At 63.5% G+C, this 17,665-nt stretch carries 19 protein-coding genes; 10 read left to right on the top strand and 9 right to left on the bottom strand.

The features are described 5' to 3' along the window. Window positions 1-80: 80 nt before the first annotated feature. The 9 genes from ubiE to ACJRW5_RS00755 all read left to right on the top strand — a co-directional run bounded on the left by ubiE (window position 81) and on the right by ACJRW5_RS00755 (window position 5,950). The gene (gene ubiE / locus ACJRW5_RS00795; protein ID WP_047587328.1) at window positions 81-851 is read left to right on the top strand and encodes a bifunctional demethylmenaquinone methyltransferase/2-methoxy-6-polyprenyl-1,4-benzoquinol methylase UbiE; all 771 of its coding nucleotides are present in this window, start codon (window positions 81-83) and stop codon (window positions 849-851) included. Further along, the gene (locus ACJRW5_RS00790) at window positions 851-1,468 is read left to right on the top strand and encodes a ubiquinone biosynthesis accessory factor UbiJ (protein WP_484568638.1); all 618 of its coding nucleotides are present in this window, start codon (window positions 851-853) and stop codon (window positions 1,466-1,468) included. The genes ubiE and ACJRW5_RS00790 overlap by 1 nt, the downstream gene beginning before the upstream one ends. Next, complete coding sequence (ubiB, locus tag ACJRW5_RS00785) at window positions 1,465-3,048, top strand: ubiquinone biosynthesis regulatory protein kinase UbiB (protein WP_484568637.1); 1,584 nt, start codon at window positions 1,465-1,467, stop codon at window positions 3,046-3,048. Before ACJRW5_RS00790 ends, ubiB begins: the two co-directional genes overlap by 4 nt. A 68-nt stretch (window positions 3,049-3,116) precedes the next feature. Then, window positions 3,117-3,515, top strand: a complete 399-nt coding sequence (hisI, locus tag ACJRW5_RS00780) for a phosphoribosyl-AMP cyclohydrolase (RefSeq protein ID WP_004372946.1) — start codon at window positions 3,117-3,119, stop codon at window positions 3,513-3,515. Next, on the top strand, window positions 3,508-3,840 hold the full coding sequence (locus ACJRW5_RS00775) for a phosphoribosyl-ATP diphosphatase (protein WP_484568636.1): 333 nt from the start codon (window positions 3,508-3,510) through the stop codon (window positions 3,838-3,840). The genes hisI and ACJRW5_RS00775 overlap by 8 nt, the downstream gene beginning before the upstream one ends. A gap of 30 nt (window positions 3,841-3,870) precedes the next feature. After that, window positions 3,871-4,104: a twin-arginine translocase TatA/TatE family subunit gene (gene tatA, locus ACJRW5_RS00770; protein WP_484568635.1), complete on the top strand. Its 234-nt coding sequence runs from the start codon at window positions 3,871-3,873 to the stop codon at window positions 4,102-4,104. A 3-nt stretch (window positions 4,105-4,107) separates the two neighbouring features. Beyond that, window positions 4,108-4,452, top strand: coding sequence for a Sec-independent protein translocase protein TatB (gene tatB, locus ACJRW5_RS00765; protein WP_484568634.1), 345 nt, complete (start codon window positions 4,108-4,110; stop codon window positions 4,450-4,452). Then, window positions 4,449-5,243 (top strand): twin-arginine translocase subunit TatC, encoded by a 795-nt coding sequence (gene tatC / locus ACJRW5_RS00760; protein WP_484568633.1) that lies wholly within the window; start codon window positions 4,449-4,451, stop codon window positions 5,241-5,243. Before tatB ends, tatC begins: the two co-directional genes overlap by 4 nt. Further along, entirely contained in the window at window positions 5,240-5,950 is a 711-nt protein-coding gene (locus ACJRW5_RS00755) for a 16S rRNA (uracil(1498)-N(3))-methyltransferase (RefSeq protein ID WP_484568632.1), read from the top strand. The genes tatC and ACJRW5_RS00755 overlap by 4 nt, the downstream gene beginning before the upstream one ends. 208 nt (window positions 5,951-6,158) lie before the next feature. Here ACJRW5_RS00755 and dtd read toward each other — a convergent pair whose 3' ends face one another. Further along, window positions 6,159-6,596: a D-aminoacyl-tRNA deacylase gene (dtd, locus tag ACJRW5_RS00750; protein ID WP_484568631.1), complete on the bottom strand. Its 438-nt coding sequence runs from the start codon at window positions 6,594-6,596 to the stop codon at window positions 6,159-6,161. After that, a complete protein-coding gene (pip, locus tag ACJRW5_RS00745; RefSeq protein ID WP_484568630.1) occupies window positions 6,593-7,564 on the bottom strand; it encodes a prolyl aminopeptidase in 972 nt (323 codons plus the stop codon). Before pip ends, dtd begins: the two co-directional genes overlap by 4 nt. A 222-nt stretch (window positions 7,565-7,786) precedes the next feature. Here pip and ACJRW5_RS00740 point away from each other — a divergent pair, with 222 nt between their 5' ends. Beyond that, window positions 7,787-8,224: a hypothetical protein gene (locus ACJRW5_RS00740; protein ID WP_484569131.1), complete on the top strand. Its 438-nt coding sequence runs from the start codon at window positions 7,787-7,789 to the stop codon at window positions 8,222-8,224. 39 nt (window positions 8,225-8,263) lie between these two features. On the opposite strand, the gene ACJRW5_RS00735 is transcribed toward ACJRW5_RS00740, so the two are convergent. From ACJRW5_RS00735 to ACJRW5_RS00705, 7 genes are all read right to left on the bottom strand, one after another. Then, the gene (locus tag ACJRW5_RS00735) at window positions 8,264-8,806 is read right to left on the bottom strand and encodes a lipocalin family protein (RefSeq protein WP_484568629.1); all 543 of its coding nucleotides are present in this window, start codon (window positions 8,804-8,806) and stop codon (window positions 8,264-8,266) included. 12 nt (window positions 8,807-8,818) lie between these two features. Further along, window positions 8,819-9,070, bottom strand: a complete 252-nt coding sequence (locus ACJRW5_RS00730) for a hypothetical protein (protein ID WP_484568628.1) — start codon at window positions 9,068-9,070, stop codon at window positions 8,819-8,821. A 71-nt stretch (window positions 9,071-9,141) separates the two neighbouring features. Beyond that, window positions 9,142-9,756 carry a DUF924 family protein gene (locus ACJRW5_RS00725; RefSeq protein ID WP_484568627.1) on the bottom strand — a complete coding sequence of 205 codons (615 nt, stop codon included), beginning with the start codon at window positions 9,754-9,756 and terminating at the stop codon, window positions 9,142-9,144. A 3-nt stretch (window positions 9,757-9,759) separates the two neighbouring features. Beyond that, entirely contained in the window at window positions 9,760-10,767 is a 1,008-nt protein-coding gene (locus tag ACJRW5_RS00720) for a class 1 fructose-bisphosphatase (protein WP_484568626.1), read from the bottom strand. Between the two features lie 35 nt (window positions 10,768-10,802). Continuing rightward, window positions 10,803-12,500 carry a histidine kinase N-terminal 7TM domain-containing diguanylate cyclase gene (locus ACJRW5_RS00715; RefSeq protein WP_484569130.1) on the bottom strand — a complete coding sequence of 566 codons (1,698 nt, stop codon included), beginning with the start codon at window positions 12,498-12,500 and terminating at the stop codon, window positions 10,803-10,805. A gap of 194 nt (window positions 12,501-12,694) precedes the next feature. Continuing rightward, window positions 12,695-14,038, bottom strand: coding sequence for a DUF3999 domain-containing protein (locus ACJRW5_RS00710; protein WP_484568625.1), 1,344 nt, complete (start codon window positions 14,036-14,038; stop codon window positions 12,695-12,697). Continuing rightward, window positions 14,035-17,652: a DUF2339 domain-containing protein gene (locus tag ACJRW5_RS00705; protein ID WP_484568624.1), complete on the bottom strand. Its 3,618-nt coding sequence runs from the start codon at window positions 17,650-17,652 to the stop codon at window positions 14,035-14,037. Before ACJRW5_RS00705 ends, ACJRW5_RS00710 begins: the two co-directional genes overlap by 4 nt. Window positions 17,653-17,665: the final 13 nt, after the last annotated feature.

Here is a 17,665-nt window from a genome sequence, read left to right as displayed (position 1 = left end):
GGAAGGCAAACAGGCCCTGAGCAAGACAAAGACCGCACGCAGCTTTAGAATGGTGCGGTTTTCTACCCGGTGAGAGCGACATGAGCGATCCACGCAAGGCCCAGGAGCAGGAACCCACCACCCACTTCGGTTTCCAGGACGTGCCGGAAAGCCAGAAGGCGGACAAGGTAGCTGAAGTCTTCCATTCGGTGGCGGCCAAGTACGACCTGATGAACGACGTGCTCTCCGGCGGTCTGCATCGCCTGTGGAAGCGTTTTACCATCGAACTGTCCGGCGTGCGCCCAGGCAATCGCGTACTGGATATCGCCGGCGGCACCGGTGACCTGACCCGCAAGTTTTCCAGCATCGTCGGCCCAACCGGCGAAGTGGTGCTGGCCGACATCAACGACTCCATGCTCAAGGTCGGCCGTGATCGCCTGCTGGACAAGGGCGTAGCCGGCAACGTGCAGTTCGTTCAGGCCGATGCCGAGAAACTGCCGTTCCCCGACAACCACTTCGACGTGGTCACCATCGCCTTCGGCCTGCGCAACGTCACCCACAAGGACGAGGCTCTGCGCTCCATGCTGCGCGTGCTCAAGCCCGGCGGCCGCCTGCTGGTGCTGGAGTTTTCCAAACCGGGCAATCCGCTACTGGCCAAGGCTTACGACACCTACTCGTTCAGCTTCATGCCGCTGGCCGGCAAGCTGATTACCAACGACGCCGACAGCTATCGTTACCTTGCCGAATCGATCCGCATGCACCCGGATCAGGAAACCCTCAAGGCGATGATGGTCGATGCCGGCTTCGAGCGCGTCACCTATCACAACATGACCGGCGGCATCGTCGCCCTGCACCGCGGCATCAAACCCTGATGCTGCTGACCGGGCTGCTGGCGGGCGTCGAGACCGGCCTCAACCGCGTGTTGCGCCTCGATGGCACGGCATTGCCACGCCTGCAGGCGCTGGCCGGCAAGGTCATCGCCGTGCAGTGCCAAAGCCCGGCGCTGGAGCTGTTCATCCTGCCCAGCGGTGATGGCCTGCAGCTGGCCGCCCAGTGGTACGCCCCAGCAGACTGCACGCTCACAGCACCGGCGGCCAGCCTCGCACGTCTGGCCTTGAGCCGCGACAAGACCGCCGTACTGCATCGCCCGGAAGTGTCCCTCGATGGCGACAGCGCCGTCCTGCTGCAACTGGCTGGCATACTCCAGGACCTGGAGCTGGACTGGGAATACGAAGTCTCGCGCTGGATCGGTCCTGTGGCCACCACTTTGCTCGCCAGCCACCTGCGCAGCCGGGTGAACCTGGCCAGCAATGGCGCAGTCAGCCTCAAGCAAGATCTGGCCGATTATCTGGCCGAAGAATCACGCACCCTGGTAGGCCAGCGCGAAGCCGATGTGCGCTTCGCCGAGCTGGACCAACTGAAACTCGCCCTCGACCGCCTGGAAGCACGCATCGAGCGCCTCACTTCTGCCCATAAGCCCGACGCATGAAGCTGCTCGCCGTTCGCCGCCTGTTCCGTATCCAGCGTGTCGTCGTCCGTTATCAACTGGACGAAATGCTCCTCGAATTGCCGCTGCCCATCTGGCTGCGTGCATTGTCCTGGCTGCTGCCGTGGCGCTGGCTGCCGCGCAAGACACTGGAGCTTTCCCGTGGCGCGCGTCTGCGCCTGGCACTGGAAGACCTGGGGCCGATCTTCATCAAGTTCGGTCAGTTGCTGTCCACCCGTCGCGACCTGCTGCCGCCGGATATTGCCGATGAGCTGGCACGCCTGCAGGACCAGGTGCCACCCTTCCCCGAAGATCAGGCCATTGCCCTGATCGAGCGTCAGCTCGGTGCCACGGTCAATGAAGTATTCGCCCGTTTCGACAGCCAACCGCTGGCCTCGGCCTCGGTGGCACAGGTGCATGCTGCGCAGTTGAAAAGCGGCGAAGAGGTTGTGGTCAAAGTGGTGCGCCCCGGCCTGAAGCCGGTGATCCGCCAGGATCTGGCCTGGCTGTTCCTGATCGCCCGCATCGCCGAAAAGGCCTCGGCCGATGCGCGTCGCCTACGCCCGGTAGAGGTGGTCAGCGACTACGAGAAAACCATCTACGACGAGCTCGACCTGCTGCGCGAGGCGGCCAACGCCAGCCAGTTGCGGCGTAACTTCGACGGCTCGCCGCTGCTCTACGTACCTCAGGTTTACTGGGAGCTGTGCCGCCACCAGGTACTGGTGATGGAACGCATCTACGGCGTCCCGGTCACCGATCTGGCTACTCTCGCTGACCAGCGCACCGATATGAAGCTGCTGGCCGAGCGCGGTGTGGAGATTTTCTTCACCCAGGTGTTCCGCGACAGCTTCTTCCACGCCGACATGCACCCCGGCAACATCTTCGTCAGCACCCGTACGCCGTGGAGCCCGCAGTACATTGCCATCGACTGCGGCATCGTCGGTAGCCTCACCGATGAGGACCAGGATTACCTGGCGCGCAACCTGCTGGCCTTCTTCAAACGCGACTACCGCAAGGTCGCGCAATTGCACATCGATTCGGGCTGGGTGCCGGCAGAGACCAAGGTCAACGAGTTCGAGGCAGCGATCCGCACCGTTTGCGAGCCGATTTTCGAGAAGCCGCTGAAAGACATCTCCTTCGGCCAGCTGCTGCTGCGTCTGTTCCAGACCGCGCGACGCTTCAATATGGAAGTGCAGCCGCAGCTGGTTCTCTTGCAAAAGACCTTGCTCAATATCGAAGGACTGGGCCGCCAGCTGTATCCGGATCTGGACCTTTGGAGCACAGCGCAGCCCTATCTCGAACGCTGGATGCGCGAGCGCATCAGCCCATTGCATTTGCTGCGCAACCTGCAGCAGCAGGCCGAACAGGTGCCGCACCTGTCGCAGATCGCCCGCGATACACTGGAGCGCCTGCAACAACCGGCAAACACTCAAGCACCTGCCCCGAGCGCGCAATGGCCGCTGCGCCTGCTTGGCGCCGTATTGATCGGCGCAGGCGCCATGCAAGGCCTGGAGCCCCTGCTGGCCACCTGGCCCGCCTGGCTGATGGCCGGCGGCGGCCTCTATCTGGTACTGCGCCGATAGCCAGTTGGCCGCCGCACTGGCACACTTGGCGAACACACGGGCCTAGGCCCGTCAGACTTGGAACACCGATGAACGATTGGCTCGACGAAATCCACTGGAACGAAGACGGCCTGGTGCCGGCTATCGCCCAGGACCACCAGACCGGCCGCATCCTGATGATGGCCTGGATGAACCGCGAATCCCTCGCCCTCACCGTCAGCGAACAACGCGCCATCTACTGGTCGCGCTCGCGCGGCAAGCTGTGGCGCAAGGGCGAGGAGTCCGGCCATGTGCAGAAACTGCATGAGCTACGCCTGGACTGCGATGCCGACGTCATCGTGCTGATGGTCGAGCAACTGGGTGGCATCGCATGCCACACTGGGCGCGAAAGTTGCTTCTATCGCGTCTATGAAAATGGCGGCTGGAAAACCGTCGACGCGGTGCTGAAAGACCCGCACGCCATCTACGCAGGACACAGCCATGAGTGACACCCTGACCCGTCTGGCCGAAGTACTGGAAGCACGCAAGGGCGCAGCCCCTGACAGCTCGTACGTCGCCAGCCTGTATCACAAGGGCCTGAACAAGATTCTGGAAAAGGTCGGCGAGGAGTCGGTGGAAACCATCCTCGCTGCCAAGGACGCCGCAACCAGCGGCGACTGCAAGGACCTCATCTACGAAACAGCCGATCTGTGGTTCCACAGCATGGTCATGCTCGCTGCCCTCGGCCAGCATCCGCAGGCCGTACTGGATGAACTCGATCGCCGTTTCGGCCTGTCCGGGCATGCGGAAAAAGCCGCACGCTCGCCACAATGACCTGACAACTATTACAACGGAGAACACATCATGGGATTCGGTGGAATCAGCATCTGGCAACTTCTGATCGTCCTGCTCATCGTCGTCATGCTGTTCGGCACCAAGCGCCTGAAGAATCTTGGTTCCGACCTCGGCGACGCAATCAAGGGCTTCCGCAAGTCGATGGACAACAACGAGGCCGACAAGCCGGCCGTCGAAGATAACAAGGGCCAGACCATCGACGCCCAGGCACGCAAGGTCGAAGAGCCAGCGAAGAAAGACTAAGCCATGTTCGACATTGGTTTTACCGAGCTTCTGCTGGTCGGTCTGGTCGCACTGGTCGTGCTCGGCCCTGAGCGTTTGCCTGGGGCGGTGCGCACGGCTGGCCTGTGGATAGGTCGAATCAAGCGCAGCTTCAACTCGATCAAGGCCGAGGTCGAGCGCGAAATTGGCGCCGACGAGATCCGTCGCCAGCTGCATAACGAGCGGATTCTCGAACTCGAGCGCGAGATGAAATCGATGAAGCAGGACATTCTCGGCACGGGGAGCAGCACCCCGCCCACCGCCGACACCAGTGCAAAACCGAGCAGCGAAGCCGCTCCGAGCGTTCAGGACAAAAATCCCCAGCCATGAGCAGAAAGCCGGAAGAAGATCAGGAAATGCCCCTGGTCTCGCACCTGACCGAACTACGTACGCGCCTGCTGCGCTGCGTGATCATCATCCTGCTGATCTTCGGTGGCCTGTTCTATTTCGCTCAGGACATCTACGCCCTGGTCGCGGCGCCGTTGCGCGCCTACCTGCCGGCGGGCGCGACGATGATCGCCACCGGTGTCGCCTCGCCGTTTCTGACGCCCTTCAAGCTGACCCTGATGTGCGCGCTGTTTCTCGGTATGCCGGTAATCCTGCACCAGGCATGGGGCTTCATCGCACCGGGGCTGTACACCCATGAGCGGCGTATCGCCGTTCCCCTGCTGATCTCGAGCATCTTCCTGTTCTACGCAGGGATGGCCTTCGCCTACTTCGCGGTATTTCCGATCATGTTCGGCTTCTTCGCCAGCGTGACCCCGGAAGGGGTGGCGATGATGACCGACATCGGCCAATACCTGGACTTCGTCCTCACCCTGTTCTTCGCCTTTGGCGTGGCCTTCGAGATTCCGATCGCCACCTTCCTGGTGATCTGGGTCGGCCTGGTCGACGTTGCCACCCTGCGCAAGAGCCGCCCCTATGTGGTTGTCGGCTGCTTCGTCGTCGGCATGGTGCTGACGCCGCCAGACGTCTTCTCGCAAACCCTGCTGGCCCTGCCCATGTGGTTGCTGTTCGAGAGCGGCCTGCTCGCCGGTGCCCTGGTCAAGCGCAAACGCGAAGAGCAGCCGGCAGAAGACGACAGCCAGCCTGAAGACCAGCCACCCGCGCAACAACCGTGAACCTCCTGTTGCTGGAAGACGCCGACTTCGTCGGCGTCGATCGTGTGTGTCTGAGCGGCAGGCGACTCAAGCACCTGCATGAAGTGCACCGCGCCGAGGCAGGCGACAGCTTGCGCGTCGGGCGCCTCAACGGGTTGATGGGCGAAGGCAGGCTGATCACCTTGGATGCCGAACACGCCGAACTGCAGGTCAGCCTCGACCAGCCGCCACCGGCCAAACTGGCCCTGACTCTGATACTCGCCCTGCCCCGCCCGAAGATGCTCAAGCGGGTGCTGCAGACGGTCAGCGCCATGGGTGTGCCGCGCCTGATTCTGGTCAACAGCTACCGAGTGGAAAAGAGCTTCTGGCAAACCCCGTTTCTCGATGCCGCTGCGATCCGCGAACAGCTGATCCTCGGCCTGGAACAGGCGCGCGACACGGTGCTGCCCGAGGTGGTGATCGAGAAACGCTTCAAACCCTTCGTCGAGGACCGTCTGCCGGCCCTGGCAGCTGGCACATTCGGCCTGGTCGGACACCCAGGCGACTACCCAGCCTGCCCCCGTGCAGTGGAACAGCCAGTGACGCTGGCCATTGGCCCCGAAGGCGGCTGGATACCCTACGAAATCGAGCTGCTGCAACAGGCCGCAGGCCTGCAGCCGGTGCAACTGGGCGAACGCATTTTGCGGGTGGAAACCGCCGTGCCGGTGTTACTGGCCAGGTTGTTCTGATGCACTGGGCTGTACAAGCTTCGCGTTGTCCACCCTGAGCACTGCTGCGTGAGTATGCATAGCGCTGATTTGTTAGTCGCGGCTGAAGCCCCTCCACAGGGTTGTGGCATGCCTGTTTTCTCCAGCGCTCCACGTTCTTGTGGGAGGGGCTTCAGCCGCGACAGCCGTGAAGGTGCGTTGAGGATTGACCGCTCCCTCAACGCCAGGCTCACACCTCCAACAAGAAGGTCACCGGCCCATCGTTGACCAGATGCACCTGCATGTTGGCGCCGAAACGTCCGGTGGCCACCACTCCGTGCTCGCTGCGCGCCCGTTCGACCAATGCATCGAACAAAGCAGCGCCCTGGGCAGGTGGCGCTGCACTGGAGAAGCTGGGGCGCATCCCGCTTTTGGTGTCGGCCGCCAGGGTGAACTGCGAGACCAGCAACAGGCCACCGCCGATGTCCTTCAGCGAAAGGTTCATCTTGCCGGCCTCGTCACTGAACACGCGATAGCCGAGCAGTTTGTGCAGCGCCCTGCCTACGCTGGCCTGGTCATCGTGCGGCTCGATACCGACCAGTGCCAGCAGGCCCTGATCGATGCTGCCGACGACTTCCTCCTCGACCTCTACCCGCGCCTGCGTGACACGCTGGATCAGCAGCTTCATGCATCCTCCGGCGGCAGGTCGAGCAGACGCCGGGCCATGTCTTCTGCGGCACGCACCAGCGCATCGGTGATGCCTGGCTCGGCCGCCGAATGACCGGCATCGCGGATGATCTGCAACTCACTATTGGGCCAGGCCTGATGCAACGCCCAGGCGTTGTCCAATGGGCAAATGGCGTCATAGCGACCATGCACGATGATGCCCGGCAGGTGGGCGATCTTCGGCATGTCGCGCAGCAGTTGGTCAGGCTCGAGAAAAGCGTCGTTGACGAAGTAATGGCATTCGATGCGGGCAATGGACAGCGCCCGGTGCGTATCGCTGAAGCGGTCGACCACCTGCGGGTTCGGGCGCAGGGTCGCGGTGCGCCCCTCCCAGGTCGACCAGGCCTTGGCCGCGTGCATCTGAGCGATCTGATCGGCGCCGGTGAGACGCTTGTAGAACGCCTGCATCAGGTCGCCACGCTCCTCTGCCGGGATCGGTGCGACATAGTCCTCCCAGTAATCCGGGAACAGGCGACTGGCGCCCTCCTGATAGAACCAGCGAAACTCCTGCGGACGGCAGAGAAAGATGCCGCGCAGAATCAGCCCAAGCACCCGCTGCGGATGCGCCTGGGCGTATGCCAGCGCCAAGGTCGAACCCCAGGAGCCGCCGAACAGCACGAACTGGTCTATCCCCAGGTGCTCACGGATCAGCTCGATATCGGCGATCAGCGCCTGCGTGGTGTTGTTCTCCAGGCTCGCATGTGGCGTGGAGCGGCCACAGCCGCGCTGATCGAAGGTAACGATGCGGTAGAGGTTCGGATCGAAATAACGCCGACTGGCAGCATCGCAACCGGCGCCAGGACCACCGTGGATGAACAGCACCGGCAACCCATCAGCCGAACCGCTCTCGTCAACGTAGAGCACGTGCGGTGACTCGACCGCCAGCTCATGGCGGGCGTAGGGTTTGATCTCCGGGTACAAAGTCTGCATCGTTGGGCTCCTTGGAATCCGCTGCGACATATCGAGCTGGAAATGGACGCTGGCGAGACCGATCTGAACCGCTCCGTTCCGGAACCGTTAATCAGCGATCATGATCATTTTCAACGCCATCAGGCGGCAGTACAGCACATCATGAACAGGCACTTGGCTAGCGGGCTGCGACTACCGTATCGCACTCTGCCCGGCATCATAACCATGAAAAGGGAGTTCAGCATGTCAGCAAGATTTTTACTTGCACCGTTAGTGCTTTTTAGCGCGTTAATGCTTGGTGCTTGCGGCGCCAAGGATGATCCGCAGGCGGCACTGGAGGCAGCCGTTCAGGCACTGCAGGAGAATATCGAGGCCAAGCGCACCAACGCTGTACTGGAGCAACTGCACGACGATTTCCAGGCCCGCCAGGAATTCGACCGCGACTGGGCCAAACGCACCATGACCCTGCTGTTCCTGCGCCACAAGAACGTCAAGATCATCGCACTGGGTGAGACCAGCTGGATCGATCAGGCCATCAGCAGCAAGGGCTACACAGAAGCCCAGGTCGGTATGAGCGGCGCCGAAGGTCTGATCCCCGACGCCGCGCGCCACTATTCGGTGAAACTGGAATGGTGGCGCGAAGGCGATGAATGGAAGCTGGCGCGCCTGGAATGGGAGTAACCGCAGCCCGGACGCAATCCGGCTACGCTCGATGGGCCGTCAATCGGCCTGGCGCCAGATCAGATCCCCCGTGACGTAGCCCTGCTCACGGGCAACCGAAAGCAGCTTGTCACGCGTTTCCTGATCGACTTCCGGCGTACGCGACAGCAGCCACAGATACTTGTGCTCCGGGTGGCCCACCAACGCCACTCGGTAGTCCTCATCGTGATAAAGCACCCAGTACTCGCCCTTGATCGGCAGCAACTTGCTGGCCCAGTTGTCGAAGCTGACCCAGAGTTTATCGGTGCGTCCTTCGACTTGCGGCTCGGCCACACCCTTGGCTTCTATCCACTCACCATCCTCATCGATGCAACGGTTGGTCACATCAATGCGGCCATCATCACGCAAGCCGTAATGGGCCTCGGACTGCACGCAATTGCGCTGGAAGAACATCGGCAAGCGGGCCAGCTCGTACCAGGTACCCTGGTAACGCTGCAGGTCGACCTGGACGGTTTCCGGCTCAGGCTTGGAGATGTTGCCAGTGCCTGAGTTGGCACAACCGGCGAGGGCGATAACGGCACTGGCGAGAATGATCGAACGCATGGAGGCTCCTGTCTATTTGAGTCCCTTGCCGGAGAACAGCATGACCTTGTCCCCGGCATACTGGACGCTGATGTAGGCCTTGTCGTCGCCCCAGGTGCAACTGGTCACACCCAGCGCTCCGGCACACTCGCCCGGCGCACCGAGCAGGCTTTCCACCTCGGCCTTGCTCATGCCTGCCTCGAGTTTGGAATAGTTTTCCTGATTGACCTTGCTGCAGGCCGCCAGCATGGCGCAGGCGAACAGGGCGAGGAAACGCATCTTCATGGGGGTGACACTCCTGATGGGAAGATGCCAGCAAGCTTGGCATAGCCGGCGACGACTTGCCCGCTTGGAGTTCAGAAACGCGAGCCGGGTTCCCGTAGAAAAGCCTGTTCCTCGATCGTGGAAGCACGGCCGAGAATGGCATTGCGATGGGGAAAGCGGCCAAAGCGGGCAATCACCCGCTGGTGACGTTCGGCGAAATCGAGAAAGCTGGCGAACTGCGCTCTGTCATCCGCTGCGGCCTCGTCCAACAAGCACCGAAACAACTCGACGGCACGCTCCTGCAGCGCCAGATCCTCGGCATGTTCGAAGATCAGGTAGGCGAAAACCCGCTGGATCGGCGTCAATGCACGGTCCAGACCGCGCTCCAGGCCCGCCTGCAGCAGAGGACGGGACAGCGCATCGCCAGCGAAGGCGCGCGGCGTATCGCGAAAGATCATGCGTGGCAGCTGGTCGAGCAGAATCAGCTGCGCCAACCAACCTGGCGCTTCGTCCGCCCACCCCTGCAGCTCACCGGCCAGAGCCTGTTCGACCTGCCCGGCGAAACGCCGCTCGGCCTCGCGGTCCTGACTGTCGCGCTTGCCGAACCACAGGCCATGGCGCACCGCCGAAACGGCACTGGCGCTGGCGGACGCGCCAAGCTCGTCCGCCGCGAACCACCAGTCGAGCAGTGGCTGCCAGGGCTGCATCGATCAGCCGCGGTGGTAGGCGGTGATGCGCAGCACTTCTTCCTTGGAGCCGAGGAACACCGGCACGCGCTGGTGCAGCGAGGTCGGCTGGATTTCGAGGATGCGCTGCTGGCCGTCGGTGGCGACACCGCCCGCCTGCTCGATGATCATCGACATCGGGTTGGCTTCGTACATCAGGCGCAGCTTGCCCGGCTTTTCCGGCTCGCGAGCATCGCGCGGGTACATGAACACACCGCCGCGAGTGAGGATGCGATGCACGTCGGCAACCATCGAGGCGATCCAGCGCATGTTGTAGTTGCGCCCCAGCGGACCGGTCTCGCCGGCCAGCAGTTCGCCGACGTAGCGCTGCACTGGCGCTTCCCAGTGACGCTGGTTGGACATGTTGATGGCGAACTCCTTGGTGGATTCCGGCACCTTGATGTCGTCGTGGGTGAGCACGAAGCTACCCAGCTCGCGATCCAAGGTGAAGCCTTTGACGCCGTTGCCCAGAGTCAGCATGAGCATGGTCTGCGGGCCGTAGATGGCGTAACCGGCACACACCTGCTCGGTGCCCGGCTGGAGGAAGGCGTCTTCGCCCAGGTCACCGGTTTCGCCCTGACGATCCGGGCAACGCAGTACGGAGAAGATGGTGCCGACCGAAACGTTGACGTCGATGTTGCTGGAGCCGTCCAGCGGGTCGAACACCAGCAGGTAGGCGCCCTTCGGGTACTTGCCCGGAATCTGGTAGGCGTTGTCCATTTCCTCGGAAGCCATGCCGGCCAGGTGACCGCCCCACTCGTTGGCCTCCAGCAGGATTTCGTTGGAAATCACGTCGAGTTTCTTCTGCACTTCGCCCTGCACGTTCTCCGAGCCCAGGCTACCGAGCACGCCGCCCAGAGCGCCTTTGGAAACCTGGTGGCTGATTTCCTTGCAGGCCCGGGCCACGACCTCGATGAGGAAACGCAGGTCGGCCGGGGTGTTGTGGCTGCGAGTCTGTTCGATCAGGTAGCGACTGAGGGTGACGCGGGACATGGACGACTCCGGAAAGGGAAAAAATCGCGCGCAGTTTAACCCGAGTCGCCGCGTAATGCTGCCTGCCGGGATGGATGGCGGGCCGCAGCATCCACAGGCAGGCTGCAAACACGGTTTCGCCCACTGCCTTTGGCCTGGTAGAGCGCCGCATCGGCCGCGTGCAGCAACTCGTCGAGCGCCTGCCCTTGCTGAGGCCAGTGCGCCAGGCCGGCGGACAGGGTCACACGCTGATCGCCACCGCGTGTGGCTATCTCGCGGGCAGCCAGTTGCGAACAGATGCTCTGCAGACGACTGCCCGCCTCGTCGGGATCAACCCCCGGCAAGATCAGCAGGAATTCCTCACCGCCGATACGGAAGACGGCATCAGTACTGCGCAGGTTATCCAGCAGATGCTGGGCGACAGCCTTGAGCACGTCGTCGCCAACCAGATGTCCGCACTCGTCGTTGAGGCGCTTGAAATGGTCGAGGTCGATCAATGCCACCGCCAGCGGCAGGTTTTCGCGCTGCACCCTGGCCAGCTCGCGCTCGAAGAATTCATCCAGATAGCGACGGTTGTACAGCCCGGTCAACGGATCGCAGAGGGCCTGTTCACGCAATTGCTCGTGCAGGCAGGAAATGGTGCGCAGGCGTTCTTCACTGAGCGCCAGCGCCTCCGCCAGTTTCAACTCACTCAGGTGCCGCTGGGTCACGTCCCGGACGTAAAGCATATGACCCAGCAACGTCGGGCCATGGCGAGTTGCTCGCTCGATGGCACGCACACGTACTTCGTAGTAGCGGGCGGCACTGGTCAGCGTTAGCGGACGATCATTCTCGCTGGCATGCTCCAGCAGCAGCGCCTGCAGGTCAGCACCGAAGACCGGCCACTGTTTCAGCTCGCGGCCCTGCCAGCCCTGCTGCAGTCCGGCGAGTTTCAGCGCTGCAGGGTTGGCCTCGATCACCCGTCCGCTGGGGTCGACCACCAACACCGGATCGAGCAGGGCTTCAAGCAGCAGATGCCTGGCCACCGGCAGCAGGTCGAACAGGCGCACCCCCACGATCAACCAGGAGAAGGCCACCAGGGTGAAGGCAAAGCTGAACGGCGTCGGGTCGAAGCCGAACAGGGTCCAGCCAAACGCGACATAACCGACGTTGGCCACCCAGGGCACGGCGGTGACCAGCACGAAGGCCAGATAGTGGCGGCGATGCAAACCCTGACTGAGCGCCGCTGCACGCGTCACCACGCCCATGCAGAAGGCCATGAACAGATAGACGTAGACCGCAGTGGCATAGAACAGTGGGCCATGTTCATAGCGCACCGGTGCGCCAAGGCTGTCAGCGATCGGCCCACTGCCGGCGCCGTAAAAAAGCCCATGCCAGGGATTGCTCAGCGCCATGCCCCAGACCACTAGCGGTACGACACTGAGCCCAAGAATGCTCTTGCGCGCCAGAGGTGCGCGCATGCTATTGACGTACTGCCAGAGGAACACGGCCCAGAACGTAGGAGTCGAGACGATGCCGGGCCAGGCCATGCTGGCCCAGAACATCTTGCAGTCGGCAGCGAAAACGCTCATTTCCAGAGCGGCGGCGCCCATCCACCAGAGGCTTGCCAGATGCAACAGGATAAAACTGTCTCGCCCCGGGAAGTCGCGTTGACGCGTGACCCAACGCGCCAGCACGACGACGCCGATGCACACCAGCAACGTCAACAGTACTGGCGGCGAAAGACTCCAACCTGAAGCCACGCAGGCCTGGATCACGCCTCCCTCCCGGTACACGCAGGTACGGTGAGCCAGTCGACTGCTGCAGCATCGACACGAAGCAAGCGGATAAAGACGCAAATCGGAATACGCAAAGGCCTTCCTGACCTCAAATGCTGGATTGGCGCAAGGCAGCTAAGATACTGCAAAAGCCCTACCGCAGCAGCGCTTTGTTCGTCCTCCGCAGCCTGTCAGGCCCTCGGCTGGCCGCGCAGCAGGCTCGCAGCCATGGCTGCAAGCAAGCCAACACCCAGTAGCAGTACAGCCCAGAGCCCCCAGCGCTGCCAGTCGGATCGTGCCGCGACCTGAGCCTCGCCAGCGGCCTGCAGCGGCTCGACAAGCTCCGCCAGGCCGAGACGCTTCAAGCGTTCAGGCTGGTAACCGGGAATCAGCGTATACAGAGGTAGCGCCGCCGGCTGCGCGTCGGCGTTGCCCAGCGCCAGCACATAGGGCGGCTCGCCACGGGCCAGAAACACCAGCTGCGAAGCCCCCAGCGCCACCTGGATGACCACCCTGTCCTGCCCCAGCCCGCCGCCGCGCGGGTCCAGTTGCATGCGCAGCTGACGTAGCGGCCAGCCGGGCAAGCTCAGCTCATCGTTGAGCACCTCTCGGCCGTCCTCGGGGAGCCGATAGAGCGCGCCGCTGGCCAGCCGTCGCCAGCTTTCCTGGTCACTGGCTCGCGCCTCGAAACGCACGGGTGCCAACGTATTACTTTGCTCCAGGTTGACCCGCAGGCGTTCCAGCGGGAGTGCCTGTGGCAGCTGCCATTGGTAATGCTCATCGCTCCCTGCTTGCGCCTGCAGAGGCTCGGACCACACCAATGGCGCGGGCTGCAGATTCTGGAGTCGGCTGCGCAGGGTCACGCTATGCAGCTGAGGCGCTGGCAACGGACTGCGCCAGAGCAGGCGCAGATACCGTGCACGCTGCCCCGGCAACTCAACCTGGCGTTGCTCGATACGCTCGTCAGCGAAGCTCAGACGGGCCAGTTGCCCCTCACCCCAGCTACGCCAATGCTGCAGATCATCGCTAGCCTCAATGCTGAAACGCTGAAATCCGTCCTCGGCACCGCTCCAGTCCAAAGTCAGACGCACCAGCGGCGCATCAAGGGTGCTGGCGTCGAGCAGCCAGCCGCGCAGCTGTTGCCCGGCTTCGGCAGAACCGGAGTCGTTCAACTCGATCAACGTGCCATTGGTATTGCGCTCGACGCGTAGCGCCGGTAGCTCCTGCCCATCGGCGCGCCCACGTAACGGAAACCAGCGCACGCCATGCTCCTGCTCGTGCGCCACGTTCTTACCGCTGGCGGCAATCAATGCGTAGGCCTGTACCTGACCGTTAGCGTCGAATACCCGCAAATCGCGCAGGTCGCTATGCGCGGAGGCAAGATGCACGGCGAACGGCAGTTCCAGGCGGTACCAGGGCCCCTCTCCGGAGAGCTGCAGGCTGGCCGTCTCACGAAAATCCTGCAGTTGCTCGCCTGCCTGGGCAGTGCAGCTCAGGCACAAGGCCAGCGAAAGGCCAAGAAGAACGCCCCTCATGCGACAGGCTCCTGCTCGTTACTGGCCGGCTGCGTACTCTGGCGCGGTGGTAGCGGCGCGAAATAGCCCACCACCAAGAGCAGCACACCGACGCCGATAAACGACACGATACGTTCCAGGCCACCGCGATTGCCCAGCTCGACGAAGAACAGTTTGGCCACTACCAGGGCGATCAGGGCCGCCCCGACCAGCCAAAGCTCGCGACGCGCACGCAGGTGGCCGAACAGCATCAGCGCCAGGGCGATCAGAGTCCAGACGATGGACAGCCCGGCCTGCACCAGCATCGACTCGAACAACGCTGCGCTGTGCCAAGGCACCCCGCCCCAGTGATGCGCGCTGCGCAGCACCAGCATGGTGAACAGGGCAAACAGCGAGGCACCAGCTACCGTCTGCAACAGCAACGTCACCCGCTCGGGTGCCAGGCCGAAGCGCGGCAAGGCGAAGCGGCTCCAGACGAACAGCGCCCCCAGACACAGCAACAGACCAATCTCCAGCGGGTTGAGCAGCGGCAGGTAGGGCAGCGGGTCGCTATCGCCTGCACTATTGGCGTTGGCCAGCCAGAACCAGGCAAGCATCGACGCCGCCAGCGGCGCAGCCGCCCACAGGCGATATTCACGCTCGAAGCTGGCCACCGGCCAGGGCAACTGGCGTGCCCGCGCCATCAACCACAGATAGGCCGTGGGCAGCAGCGCCCAACCCAGCCAGCGCCAGGCATTGTAATGATCGGCCAGGCTCAGCAGCAGGTAGCGCAGCTCCAGTGCCAGCACAGCGATCAGCAACCAGCAGCCGAGCACGTGGGCGATACCAGCGGCCTTACTCGGCAGCAGACCGGCAAGTCGCTTCAGCGCCAGCAAGTGCACCACGAGCACGGCAGCCCAACCCAGCCAGCCGAAATTCGCCATCGGGTGATAGTAAGGGTGCCAGGCGAAAGCCAGGATCGTTCCTGCCACTAGCGCCAGTAGGCTGCACAGGACCGCCAGCTCGGGCCAACGAGCACGCCACGCCAGTAGCATCCAGATCAGCGCCGAACCTGCCGCCAGCACCAGCAGCGCACTGGCCTGCAGCTCCGCCGAGACAAAACGCAGCACCTCCGATGCCACGGCCAGCGCCCACCAGCCGGCGCCCCAGGCCAACAGCAATTGCCCCAGGCGCTGCAGGCTGACGCCATCGATCCCGCTTTGCCGCCCGCTGCGCAGCAGCGCGTGCAGGCGCCAGGCGCCAACCTGTGCGGCCAGACCGAGCGCAGCAGGCGTCCAGAATCCGGTATGCGCCAGCGGCGTCAGGCCTTCGCGGCTGATCCCAGTCAACAGCAGTGGCCCGGCCGCCAGAAAGGCCAGTCCAGCGAACAGCTGCAGCACCAGACTGAACCAGAAAGCCGCGCGCTGCTGCAGTTGCAGCGCCAGCCACATGATCAACAGCCCAGAACTAGCCCACACCGCCGCGGCAGCCACCCAGGGCAGCGCGAACAATACCGCCAGGTTGATGAACACCAAGCCCGCCAGCATCACCCAGGACAGCGCACCCAGCAGTCGACGATTCTCGCGAATCTGTGGATCGCGCGCTGCCAGCAGCATGCCGGCGATCAGGCCGAAGCCGACCATGGAGGCGGCCAGCAGGCCAAACCAGCCAGCGCTGAAACCGCCCCGACCGAACAGCGAGTCCAGCGCCATCTGCCCCAGGAATAGCAAGCCACCGAGCAACTGGATGGCGAAGGCGGCGTAGACGAAGCTTGGCGCAGCGATACGCAGGCCGATCAGCAGCGTCGCCAGCCCTGCCAGCGCCCAGGCGATAGCGGTGCCGGAGGCCGCGAACGTCAGCGGTGCGATCAGATAGAGAAATGCCAGCCCAGCCAGCCCCAACCAGGGCAACAGGCGTACCTCCCAGGCACTGGCCGCCTGCGGCGCCTGGCGCAGCTGCCAATAACTGAACAGCAATGCGCCGCCCAGCATCAGCGCGCCCAGCGGCGAGCCATCGAGCAAACTGGAAAGACCGACCTCCAGGCCACTGACGAACGCCAGCGCCGCCCCCACCTGCAGCAGCAAGGCGAAACCGCGTGCCAGCGGTCGCTGCTGGCGCAGACCCAGCCAGTAAATCCCGGCACCTTCTACCGCCCAGGCGGCGGCCGTCCAGCTGGCGTCGAGGGCCAGCGGAATGGCCAGGCTGGCAAATACCACACCGAGGGCCAGGCAGGTCTCCACCAACAGCAAGGCCCGCCCGCCGGCCCGCGCCTTGAGCACACGCGCCAGCAACAGATAGAACAGCCCCAGGCCAAGCGCGCTGAACGCAGCCGCGAACTCGATGTGCCGGACCAGCGCCACCTGCAGGCCGAAGCCGACCAGTGGCGGGCCGAACAAGGTGGTGGCATCCACATAGTCGCCACGCCGCAGTGACCAGCGCAGCAACTCGTCACGCGCAGCTGGTGCATCCGCCGCGTCACGCAAGGTGCGCCGGGCGAACAGCAAGCCGATGGCCACATACATCAGGAAGAACAACACCAGGAACGGCTCGGTGCTCCACAACAACTCAGGTATGTAAGAACGCAGCCCCCAGGCAAAACCGATGCCGAAGGTACCGACGAAACCGATCAGGTTGAGCAGGCGCCAGGCCTTGAACCAGGCAATCGCGAAGATGCCGGCATTGAGCAGCGCGAAGTAGGCGAACAGGGCGACATGGTTGCCACTGCCGGTCGAGGTGAGAATCGGCGCGGCAAAGCCGCCGAGCGCGGCGACAGCTGCCAGACTCAGCGCATTCTGCTGCACCGCGAGGATGGCCGAAAACAGCGTCACCGCCACCAGCAGGCCCAACGCCATGCCGGGCTCCAGCAGGGGATGCAGACGCATGGCAGCGAACACCGTCAGGTACAACACGGCGATACCAGTGCCCTGCAATACCAAGGCATAACTGCGGTTACGCAGCCGCAGCCACCAGCCCAGGCCCAGCAGCACCAGGGCACTGGCTGCCACGCCCATATAGCGCAGCTCCACCGGTACCTCGACGCCTTCGGTGGCGTAGCGCAGGAGGAAGGCGAGACCGAGGAAAAGCAGCACCACACCGACGCGCAACACGGTATTGCCGCCGAACAGCCAGGCCTTCGCCGCGTCGATACCGCGCTCGATCAGGTTGGGTTCGCGTGGCGCCTGTTCGCGCCAGGGACCTTTTTGTGGAGCCGGAACAGGTTCATTCACGACCGAAGCGGCAGCTGCTACGGGTTGTGGAGAGGGCTGCGGAGTGACGGGTTCTGGCAGCGGATCCAGCGTCCAATCCAGCTCGGGCTCTGGTTCGGGCCGAGGCGCCTGCACCACGATGGGGTCTGGCTCTGGCGCAGGAGGCGCGCTGACAACAGGTTCCGCCGCCACGGGAGCCGGCGCCGGCTCGCCAGCTTCACCCTGCTCGACCTTGACCAGACGCTCGTGCATGGCCCGTGTGCCACGCTCGAAACGCTCGGCGAATTCCTTGAGCTGTGCAGTCAGCTGCACGTTACGTTGCTCGAGCCCCTGCAAGCGCAGCGCCTGGCCGACACTCAGGCCGATCAGTCCGCCCAGTAACGCCCCGGTTAGCGATTCACTGGCGCCCGTGCCGAGCACCAACCCGACCAGCATGAAAATCCATTGCATGCAGCATGTCCCG

This window comes from Pseudomonas pichavaramensis, from assembly GCF_050473265.1.
Classification (GTDB): Bacteria; Pseudomonadota; Gammaproteobacteria; order Pseudomonadales; family Pseudomonadaceae; genus Aquipseudomonas.
The sequence above is the reverse complement of the archived record's forward strand: the minus strand, read 5'-3'. Positions and strand labels throughout refer to the sequence as shown.